An 8616-nucleotide genomic window follows, 5' to 3' on the forward strand; every position below is an offset into this window, starting at 1 on the left:
TTTTTTAGTCATGGAGAGTTCCTCGATAGATGTATTTTCCACCTATCGAGGTGTCCGGGGAAATTAGACCACCACACAGGTCGATGCATCTTGTGGAACAACTCGGTCAGTCCCCTCTCCCTCCGGGAGAGGGTTAGGGAGAGGGCAGTTTTCAGTCGTTAACGCCCACCAAATGCACCACACCGCCCGCCAGGGTCATCACCCCCGGCACACCCGCCAGTCGCAGAGCGTGAGGGTCAACACGTGACGTGTCGTTCAACTCCACACGGATGCGGGTCAACGCCACGCGCTGCTCGGACTTGAGGTTGCTGGCGCCGCCAAGGGCCGCGACCACCGCGCTCGCCAGCGTCGACACATTGGGGGCGGGCTCATCCGCCACCAGGTCCGGGGTCAGTGCTTTCCAAAAAGCCTGCTGCAATTTTGCAAACATGTTCAGTTCTCCAGCACCAATGAATGAGCAACGTTAGCCGCGTGTGACGGCTGCAAGGCGGCACGCACCTGCTCTGCACTTTCCAGCCCCAACACCTGCTGCGCCAACACTTGGCAGTCCTTGAATTCCAGCTCACGAACCCGCGCTTTAATAGTCGGGATCAACGGCACGCTCACCGATAACTCGTCCACGCCCAATCCCACCAGCAGCGGCACCGCCAACGACTCGGACGCCAGCGCGCCGCACACGCCCACCCACTTGCCGTGGGCATGCGCGGCCTTGACGGTCGTGGCGATCAGGCGCAGTACCGCCGGGTGAAAACTGTCGGCCTGGCTGGCCAGACGCGGGTGGTCGCGGTCCATCGCCAAGGTGTATTGGGTCAGGTCATTGGTGCCAATCGAGAAGAAGTCGACTTCAGGGGCGAACACGTCAGCCATCAGCGCGGCCGCCGGAACTTCAATCATGATCCCAAGCTTGGGCATCCGGGTAATGCCCAGGCGTTGCGCTTGCTCTTCGAGCAACTGGCGGGCGAGGCGCAACTCAGACACCTGAGTGACCATCGGCAACATGATGTGCAGGCGGGTCAGGTCGGCACTGGCCAGGATCGCGCTGAACTGCTCTCGCAGCAGTTCAGGACGCTCCAGACACAGGCGAACCCCGCGCATGCCTAAAAACGGGTTAGCCTCAGGTTCCATCGGCACGTAGGCCAAGGGTTTGTCACCGCCCACATCCAGCGTGCGCACCACCAGGTTGTAGTCAGGGCCAACCGCGCGGGCAATGGCGCTGTAGGTCGCGACCTGTTCGTCGTGGCTCGGCGCGCTGCTGCGCTCCAGGTACAAGAACTCGGAACGCAGCAAGCCCACGCCTTCACCGCCCAGGCTCATGCCCTGCTCGGCCTCGGCCAGCGAGGCGATGTTGGCAGACACTTCGATATGCCGACCATCGCGGGTATCCGCCCTCAACGCCGCGTGCGCCAGATCCCGTGCCTGGCGCACGCGCTGCTGCTCGCGCTTGGCCGTCAGCGCTGCAACCGCCGCTTCGCTGGGGCGCACATGCAACTCGCCCTGTTCAGCATCGAGCAACACCGGCGTGCCGCTGGCCAGGGTCAGGACCTGCGCAGGCAAGCCGCACATGGCCGGCAAGCCCAAGGCCCGCGCCAGAATCGCCACATGGCTGGTGGCGCCGCCGCCCACGGTGGCAAACCCCACCACCTTGGTTGTATCGAGCCCGGCGGTTTGTGAAGGGCTGAGTTGATCTGCGATCAAGATGGCGTTGTCAGGCAGCGCCTGAACTACGTCCTCGACCCGCAGAATCAACTTGAGCACGCGCAGCCCGACATCTGCGAGGTCTTGCGCCCGCTCCGCCAGAAACGCATTGCCCAGGTTGCGGAATACCTTTTCGTTCGCCTCAACCGCAGCGGCCCACGAGAACGCCGCGCTTTTGCCTGACGCCAACAGTGGGTAGGCCTGCTCCAGCAGGCTTGGGTCTTGCAGCAATTCGCGGTGAGCACTGAAGATTTGCCCCTGCGGGCCTTGGCTGAACTCGCGACCCAAGCTGTCCAGGGCGGTATCCGCTTCGAGCAGGGCACGTTGCAACTGCGCCCGCTCAAAGGCTTCACCCGCCCCAGCTTCCGGATAGTCGAGGGTCTGCGCGGCGATTTGCACCACCTGCCCAAACACTGCCCCGGAAGACGCGCAGACACCGCGCAACAAGGTGTCATCCACCCGCACCGGCTCAGGTGCCGGTGCATACGTAGTTTCAGTGGCAACCTGGGCAACGGGTGTCACCGCCTCGCCGCAACCGGTCACCAACAGATCTGAAAGCACACGAATCGCTTGCTCGGCATCCTCGCCGGTGGCGCTGACCTGCACCACATCGCCGTGGCTGGTTTGCAAGGTCATGATCGCGACCAACGATTTGGCGTTGATGCGCTGCTCGTGTTTGTGCAGCTCGATGGTGGCCGCAAAACCCTTGGCCGCCTGGGCAAACACCGCCGCCGGACGGGCATGCAAGCCGTTCGGGTTGGGCAGCGCAATGGCCAGTGAAAACAGCGTGTCACCCTGACTGGCCGCTTGCGGCACCGCAGCATTCGCGGCCGCGCCCACACGCAGCAGCGGCTGGCCAGCCTCGACCAGCACTTCGCTGCCCGACACGTCGGTAATGCTTTCACCGCTGACCACCAGCATCAGGGTGAGCAAGCTGCGTGCATGTTGCGCGACGTAGTCGGCATCAAACTCGATCAACGCTTGCCCGGCCACCACCTGCTGGCCTTCCTCAACCAGGCAGGTGAAGCCTTGGCCGCCGAGGTTTACCGTGTCCAGGCCGATGTGCAGCAGCACTTGCACTCCGCTGGCATCGGTAATGCTCACGGCATGCCCGGTGTGCTGCAGGTTGCTGATCACACCGGCCAGCGGCGCGCAGAGCACCTGCGACGTCGGGTCGATGCACAGGCCGTCGCCCATCAAACGGCTGGAGAACACCGGGTCAGGCACTTGCTCAAGCGGCATCAGGACACCCGATAACGGCGCCAGCAGTTCCAGTTGTTGGGTTGTAACCATGACTTCACCTGCAGTTGATTCGGTTAAATGCCGATGGAGCGCGAGCCCCGCAGCGTCGCTTATTTCCACCAGTACTCGATCTGTACACCGGCGTTGGAACCATGCCGCGCCGAGCCAAAGGCGCCGCTGTCAGACAATGCAGAGCCTGCATCAAACTCATTGGCCGCACGTTGCGCGGCGGCGTTCCAGCTCGCGTAGGTGTAATACAAGCGGATTTCCGGGCGTGCCCAGAAGCTTGGACCATTGGGCGACCAGGTCGGCGCAAAGGTGAACTTGCTCAGCTTGCGCGTACCGTCTGGGGCACGCACCTGGTCATGCCCAAACTCGGTCACCAGCTTGAACTGCTCGGTGATCGCGTAGGTCGGTCGCACGCCCAGCGAGAGCCATTCCTGGTTGCCGCCATCCGGGCGGAAGTCCTTTTGATACACGGCCTCGACCTGCCCGCCGAAACGCGGGGTCACTTGCCAGTCAAAAAACTCGACGATCCGGTAACGCTTGCTGCTGTTATCCAGCCGGGTATCGCCGGTATAACCCAGCCCCGTGCCAGAGCCTTCGCCGTATTGCAGGGCCAATTTGTTTTTGCCGCCCAGAAACTCGCTCTGGACGTGCTGCGCGGTGATCGCCCAGCCACTGTGCGCGTCGGTGCGCTGGGGTTTTTCCAGATAGCTGAGGCCGAATTCCAGTTGCCCGCCGGGGTTGGTGTTGAACCCGGCGACGTTAAAATCGTGACGCGTTACGTAGTCTTCCTGATACAGGCTGTCTTTGCGCGACAAGGCGTAGCTGTACTTCAGACCGCCGATCAATACGTCCTCGATGCCCGCGCCGGTAGCGCTCTGGTTCCAGTAGTAGAAGTCGGAAATATGAATGTCGTTACGCTTGTAGTAACGCCGCCCGGCCCACACCGAGCCGCCATTGAGGCTCGGCAGGTTGGACCACTGCGCGTACAACTGCGGCAAGCGCGCCGAACCGTTATCGCCCTGGAACGTCAGCTGGCGGTTGTATTGGTTGTACAGCGAGGCCATACCGTCAACGCTGAGGACCGAACCGTCATCAAAGTTATAGACGTCCTGGCGCAACTCCAACTCAGCATACTGCTCGCATTCATTGCCCAACCGATACTTGGCCTCGGCGCCAGGCAGCTTGAAGCACGACTGCTTGCCGCCTTCCAGCGAATTGCCGATGCCGCTGCGCAAGTACCCGGCGAACTCCAGGGCGTTGGCCGAAAGCGGCGCCAGCAGGCACACGCAAGCGGTGAAAATACTGCGATTGAGGGTTGTGTTCATGAGTGGCCTTTTTATTTTTATTGTGATGAAACCGATAAAGCCTCTGTAGGAGCGAGCTTGCCTCGCGATCTTTTGATCTTTTAAAAGATCGCGAGACAAGCTCGCTCCTACAGGGTTATTGCGTTGTCAGGTGCACGGCAAACGACTCGTAGGGGCGCAAGGTGATGCGCTGCGTGCGCGTCGGCTGGTCGTCGTAGTTGCTGATCAACAGGCGCTGGGCCATGCCTTCGCTGATCACGCCGTCTGGCAAATCAACCTCGCAGTCGGTGCCGTAGAAGTTGTTGAGCACCAGCACGCTTTCACCCTCGCCCTGGCGCACATACGCCCAGACCTGCGGGTGCTCGGCCAGCAACTGGCGGTATTCGCCGTGTGACAGCAGCGGCTCTTCGCGACGCAACGCAATCAGCCGGCGGTAGTGATGCAGCACCGAATCCGGGTCATTCAATTGCGCTTCGACGTTGATCTGCGCAGCGTTCGCAGGGATCCCGATCCACGGCTCTGCCGTGCTGAAACCGGCATTGGCCTGCTGGTTCCATTGCATCGGCGTGCGGCTGTTGTCCCGCGACTTTTGCAGGATCGCCGCCATGCAGTCCTCGTGGGACACCCCGGCTTCGCGCTTGAGGCGATAGATGTTCAGGGTTTCGACGTCGCGGTATTGCTCGATGCGTTCGAAACCCGGGTTGGTCATGCCGATTTCTTCACCCTGATACACATACGGCGTGCCTTGCAGGCAATGCAGGGCGGTGGCGAGCATCTTCGCCGAGACCACACGGAACTCACCGTCATCACCAAAGCGCGACACCGCACGGGGCTGGTCGTGGTTACACCAGAACAAGGCGTTCCAGCCGCCACCGGCCTGCATGCCCACCTGCCAGTCCGACAAAATGCCTTTGAGCGCGAGGAAGTCGAAGTCGGCACGCACCCACTTCTGCATGTTCGGGTAATCCACTTTCAAGTGATGAAAGTTGAAGGTCATCGACAGCTCTTTACTCTCTGGCCGCGAGTAGCGGATGCAGTGTTCAAGGCTGGTAGAAGACATTTCGCCAACGCTGACCAGATCGTGCCCGGCGAACACTTCGCGGTGCATCTCTTGCAGGTATTCATGCACGTTGGGGCCGTCGGTGTAGAAGCGCCGACCATCAGTGTTGTCTTCCGGGAAGTGCGCAGGCTTGGAGATCAGGTTGATCACGTCCAGGCGAAAGCCGCCCACGCCCTTGTCACGCCAGAAGCTCATCAGTTTGTAGACTTCGGCGCGCACCTTGGGGTTGTCCCAGTTCAAGTCGGCCTGGGTGTGGTCAAACAGGTGCAGGTAGTACTGACCGGTTTGCGCCTCGTATTCCCAGGCCGAACCGCCGAACTTGGACTCCCAGTTGTTCGGCTGGTCACGCCAGATGTAGAAGTCGCGATACGGGTTGTCGAGGCTGCTGCGCGCTTGCTGGAACCACTCGTGTTCGATGGAGGTGTGGTTGACCACGATGTCGAGCATCAGCTTGATCCCACGGGCCTTGGCCTCGCTGATCAACAGTTCGCAATCGGCCATGCTGCCGTAGCTCGGGTCGATGGCGTAGTAGTCGCTGATGTCATAGCCGTTGTCGCGCTGCGGCGAGCGCAGAAACGGCGTCAGCCACAGGTAGTCCACGCCCAGCCATTGCAGGTAATCGAGTTTGTCGACCACGCCCAACAAGTCACCAGTGGCGTTACCCGCGTGGCTGTGAAAACTTTTTGGGTAGATCTGATAGATCACCGAACGCTGCCAGTCTTGCATGAGAGGCTCCTTGCATAATCTTTGTAAAAGGGGCCGCTTCGCAGCCCATCGCAGCCTTCGGCAGCGACTACAGACGAGGGTCAGGCGACGCGGTAGCCGGGGCGGATGATTTTCAGGCTGAGCGCACACGTCAGAACAAACGGCACGATGATCGCGACCAGCATGCCGATGACGAACATCGGGATGTACTGCGGAATGATCGAGATAAAGCCCGGCAAGCCACCGACGCCAATCGCCGAGGCCTGGACCTTGTTCAGCGACAGGAAAATGCTGCCCAGCGCCGAGCCGATCAGGGCCGCGTAGAACGGAAATTTGTAACGCAGGTTGACCCCGAACATCGCCGGTTCAGTGATGCCGAAATACGCGGACACTGCCGAGGTAGACGCCATGCTGCGCTCGCGCACGTTGCGGCTCATGTAGAACACGCCAAGCGCCGCGCTGCCCTGGGCCAGGTTGGACATCACGATCATCGGCCAGATAAACGTGCCGCCCTGGGTCGAGATCAATTGCAGGTCAACTGCGAGGAACATGTGGTGCATGCCGGTGATCACCAGCGGTGCGTACAACAGGCCGAAAATCATGCCGCCGAGCACTGGCGCCAGGTCAAACAGCATGACCACGCCTTCGGTGATCAGGATGCCCAGGTGACGGGTCACCGGGCCGATGATCGCCAGCGCCAGCACGCCAGTAATAACGATGGTGGTGATGGGCACCACCAGCAATTGAATGGCATTGGGCACCCGTGCGCGCAGCCATTTCTCGATCACGCTCATCACGTACGCAGCCAGCAGGATCGGCAGGATTTGCCCCTGATAGCCGACCTTCTCGATCTGGAACACACCCAGAATGTTGAAGTACGGCAGGCTTTGACCGTCCAGCCCGGCCACGGCCTTGCCGTAGTTCCAGGCGTTGAGCAGGTCGGGGTGTACCAGCATCAGGCCGAGCACGATGCCGAGGATTTCACTGCCGCCAAAGCGCTTGGCCGCCGACCAGCCCACCAACGCGGGCAAGAACACGAACGAGGTGTTGGCCATCAGGTTGATCAGGCTCCACACCCCGTCCAGCGACGGGTAGGCATCGAGCAGGGTTTTGTCGGCTATGAACATGCCTTTGGCGCCGAGCAGGTTGTTCACCCCCATCAGCAGGCCGGCAATGATCAGCGCGGGCAGAATTGGCATGAACACATCAGAGAACACCCGCACCAGACGCTGCATGGCGTTGGCCTTGTCGGCGCCCTTTTGCTTGACGTCGGCAATGGTCGACGCGGCGAGCCCAGTTTGCTCGCGCAAGGCGGCATAGACCTTCTCGACGTCGCCGGGGCCGATGACCACTTGGTACAGGCCACCGGTAAAGAAAGAGCCTTTGACCAGGTCAATCTGATTGAGGGTTGCGCTATCGACCAGGCCGGGGTCTTTCAGCGCGAGGCGCAGGCGGGTGACGCAGTGCGCGGCTTGCTCCAGGTTGTCGACACCCCCCAGGCATTGCAGCAACTCACCGGCAATCTTCGAATAATCGTGGCTCATGCGTTGTCTTCCGCTTGAAATTTTTATTATGGAGCGTCGTTTTGGCAGCACGCCGAAGCGAAAAATACTCGTCTGTACGAGTTAAAGCAACAACTGGTACAGACGAGTTTGAAAAATAACCCGTGGGCTCTGCTTTACTGTGCAGTAGTTGGCAATCAGCACCATCAGCCACCTCTGAAGAATGCGCCTGAATGTTCCTAAAACAGAGCCTCAACCGCAGAGCTTGCGCTGCTCCCCCCCTGCCCTTAAGGTTCGGGCCTTGAACACCTTCGGCATAGAGCCATCGTTATGACTAAATACAGCCAGATCTACACCGATCTGCTTGCAAACATCACCACTGAGCGCCTGGCGCGCGGTGCGCGCTTGCCGTCCGAAACAGAATTGATGACCCGCTACGATGCCAGCCGCGGCACTGTGCGCAAGGCAATCGAGCAGCTTCAGGAACGCGGTTTTGCGCAGAAGATCCATGGCAAAGGGACGTTTGTGTTGTCTTCCAGCCCCATTGAGTTCCAGCTGGGCGGTATCGTCAGCTTCCAGGAAACCTACCCGAGCCTGGGCAATGACGTCAGCACTGAAGTGGTTGAGTTTGAGCACTTCCCGCTGGAGGGCGCGCTGACAGACAAGATCGACGCCGAGCCAGGCAGCCTGATCACTCGCGTCAAACGCGTGCGGCGCATTGATGGCAAGCGGGTGATTCTGGACATCAACTGCTTCGTCAGCGAGTTGATTCCGGGGCTGACGCCAGAGATAGCGCAGCACTCGATCTACGCGTATATCGAGCAAACCCTGAACCTGCAGATCAGCTTTGCCCAGCGCACCATCGAAGCGGTGCCGCGCAGCAAGGATGATCAACTGCACCTGGATCTGGATGGGCAAAGCCACGTGATTGTGGTGAGCAACCAGACGTTCCTGCAGGACGGCCGGCAGTTTGAGTACACCGAGTCGCGGCATACGTTGGACAAGTTTTACTTTTCGGACATTGCCCGGCGCTAAACGCGCGGTAGGAGCGAGCTTGCCTCGCGATCTTTTGACCTTTTAAAAGATCGCGAGGCAAGCT

The 8616-nt window shown here is 60.4% G+C and carries 6 protein-coding genes; 1 reads left to right on the forward strand and 5 read right to left on the reverse strand.

What is annotated here, in order from left to right; translation table 11 throughout:
• Positions 1-151: 151 nt before the first annotated feature.
• From AAEZ03_RS25140 to treP, 5 genes are all read right to left on the reverse strand, one after another.
• Positions 152-430 carry a PTS sugar transporter subunit IIB gene (locus AAEZ03_RS25140; RefSeq protein ID WP_123751436.1) on the reverse strand — a complete coding sequence of 93 codons (279 nt, stop codon included), beginning with the start codon at positions 428-430 and terminating at the stop codon, positions 152-154.
• A gap of 2 nt (positions 431-432) precedes the next feature.
• Positions 433-2988, reverse strand: a complete 2556-nt coding sequence (gene ptsP, locus AAEZ03_RS25145; RefSeq protein ID WP_350582343.1) for a phosphoenolpyruvate--protein phosphotransferase — start codon at positions 2986-2988, stop codon at positions 433-435.
• A gap of 59 nt (positions 2989-3047) precedes the next feature.
• The gene (locus AAEZ03_RS25150) at positions 3048-4271 is read right to left on the reverse strand and encodes a maltoporin (protein ID WP_048367031.1); all 1224 of its coding nucleotides are present in this window, start codon (positions 4269-4271) and stop codon (positions 3048-3050) included.
• Positions 4272-4386: 115 nt separating this feature from the next.
• Entirely contained in the window at positions 4387-6036 is a 1650-nt protein-coding gene (treC, locus tag AAEZ03_RS25155) for an alpha,alpha-phosphotrehalase (RefSeq protein ID WP_350582346.1), read from the reverse strand.
• A gap of 80 nt (positions 6037-6116) precedes the next feature.
• A complete protein-coding gene (treP, locus tag AAEZ03_RS25160) occupies positions 6117-7559 on the reverse strand; it encodes a PTS system trehalose-specific EIIBC component (protein WP_153336740.1) in 1443 nt (480 codons plus the stop codon).
• A 288-nt stretch (positions 7560-7847) separates the two neighbouring features.
• On the opposite strand from treP, the gene treR reads away from it, so the two are divergent.
• A complete protein-coding gene (gene treR / locus AAEZ03_RS25165) occupies positions 7848-8552 on the forward strand; it encodes a trehalose operon repressor (RefSeq protein ID WP_048367036.1) in 705 nt (234 codons plus the stop codon).
• Positions 8553-8616 lie beyond the last annotated feature (64 nt).

The organism is Pseudomonas sp. HY2-MNA-CIBAN-0224, from assembly GCF_040310285.1.
Taxonomy (GTDB): domain Bacteria; phylum Pseudomonadota; class Gammaproteobacteria; order Pseudomonadales; family Pseudomonadaceae; genus Aquipseudomonas; species Aquipseudomonas helleri.

What these genes read in the sequence shown, in the direction of transcription:
- treC (WP_350582346.1), bottom strand. Translation starts at nt 6,036, where the DNA reads ATGCAAGACTGGCAGCGTTCGGTGATCTATCAGATCTACCCAAAAAGT.
- AAEZ03_RS25140 (WP_123751436.1), bottom strand. Translation starts at nt 430, where the DNA reads ATGTTTGCAAAATTGCAGCAGGCTTTTTGGAAAGCACTGACCCCGGAC.
- AAEZ03_RS25150 (WP_048367031.1), bottom strand. Translation starts at nt 4,271, where the DNA reads ATGAACACAACCCTCAATCGCAGTATTTTCACCGCTTGCGTGTGCCTG.
- treR (WP_048367036.1), top strand. Translation starts at nt 7,848, where the DNA reads ATGACTAAATACAGCCAGATCTACACCGATCTGCTTGCAAACATCACC.
- treP (WP_153336740.1), bottom strand. Translation starts at nt 7,559, where the DNA reads ATGAGCCACGATTATTCGAAGATTGCCGGTGAGTTGCTGCAATGCCTG.
- ptsP (WP_350582343.1), bottom strand. Translation starts at nt 2,988, where the DNA reads ATGGTTACAACCCAACAACTGGAACTGCTGGCGCCGTTATCGGGTGTC.